The organism is Rhizobium grahamii CCGE 502 (assembly GCF_000298315.2).
In the GTDB taxonomy this organism is placed as follows: domain Bacteria; phylum Pseudomonadota; class Alphaproteobacteria; order Rhizobiales; family Rhizobiaceae; genus Rhizobium; species Rhizobium grahamii.
On record NZ_AEYE02000045.1, the window covers coordinates 1 to 1515 of the forward strand.

Consider the following 1515-nt stretch of genomic DNA (forward strand, 5'->3'; position numbering starts at 1 on the left):
TCGGCTGTTTTGACGGTGAGCCGAGCATCTGGATGGGGATGCACCAGCCGGCATGGCGGCAGGTATTTGCGAAGCAGTCTCTGGAAACGCTCCCAAGACAGGCGGTTTCGTTGGCTTCGACGCATCAAAGCGTGTCGCCAAGCGCGACCGACTTCCCAGCGGAACCCACCCAATCTTCGTAGATTGCCGGGAACCGCATGGTAGTTCAAATACCCCTGTAACACTTGCCGTAGCCACCGACCTACTACTGCCACCGGTTCATGGCGTCGTCGCATTAGCGTTCCTCGAATGGCCTCCAGCGTCGTGCGCATGCGCTTCTTGATCGTCAGACGGACAATCTTGAAGCCTCCATCATTGCGCCGCCTGCCACAGCAATGTGTGAATCCCAGAAAGTCGAAGGTCTCTGGCTTGCGGATACCACGCTCCCGGCAGTTTCTCGCAGCATACCGCCCAAAGCGTATTAGCCGCGTCTTTTCCGGGTGTAGCTGCAAACCAAACTGAGCGAGACGCTCCCGCAATGCTTGCAGGAAGCGCTGCGCCTCTCCTTCGTACTGGAGCCCAATTACGCTGTCGTCGGCATATCGTACAATGATCACGTCGCCTTTGGCATCTCGAGTACGCCATTGCTGGACCCATAAATCCAATGCGTAATGCAGATAGATATTCGATAGCACTGGGCTGATTACAGAGCCCTGAGGAGTTCCTCGCGTTGATGCAACGCGACGGCCATCCTCAATCGTGCCCGCTTTCAACCATTTGTGGATCAGACGTATCAGCCGGCGGTCACCCACTCGATGCGACAGGAAACGAACCATCCACTCGTGATCGATTTCATCGTAAAACGAGCGAATATCCGCATCCAGTATCCAGTTGATTTTCCGCTTGTCGATCCCAACCCACAAGGCGTCCAGCGCGCCATGCTGTCCCCTTCCTTGCCGGAACCCGTATGAGAAGCCGAGGAAGTCCTGTTCATAGATCGCGTTCAGAACCGTGGACACGGCCATCTGCACGACTTTTTCTTCCAACGCTGCAATGCCGAGAGGACGGAGTCTTCCGTCATTCTTCGGAATGTAGACCCGTCGGGACGGTTGTGCACGATATACACCGGATTGAATCTCCCGGTGCAGTTCGTGCACGCGCCCTTCGAGGGTCTTCTCATAGTCGTACCACGTCACCCCATCCACACCGCTTGCCGCTTGCTTGCGAAGCGCATGGAAGCTCTTCACCAATAGCGCCGGAGTGATGTGGTGCATCAGCGCCGTGAAACGCATCTTCGGGTCCCGTTTGGCGGCTTCCCGTACGCCCTCGATCCCCATCGAAGCGTGTTTGATCCGGCTCTGGGTCCGGTACGCTGGGGTTTCGATGACGTTCCCTCCGATTACACCCCTTCCCTCCATTGCCTCCGCAGGATCATCTCCCTTGTTCGGCAACTTCTCCGGTACTATGGGCGTATCCGACTTCTCATCAGCGTCGATGACTGGATTGTGGTCAAAGACCTTCCCAGCCCCGTCCAGT

At 56.7% G+C, this 1515-nt stretch carries 1 protein-coding gene; it reads right to left on the reverse strand.

Translation table 11 applies throughout. The features are described from left to right. A partial coding sequence (gene ltrA, locus RGCCGE502_RS34300) for a group II intron reverse transcriptase/maturase (RefSeq protein WP_019280731.1) occupies positions 1 to 1515 on the reverse strand: 1515 nt, incomplete at both ends.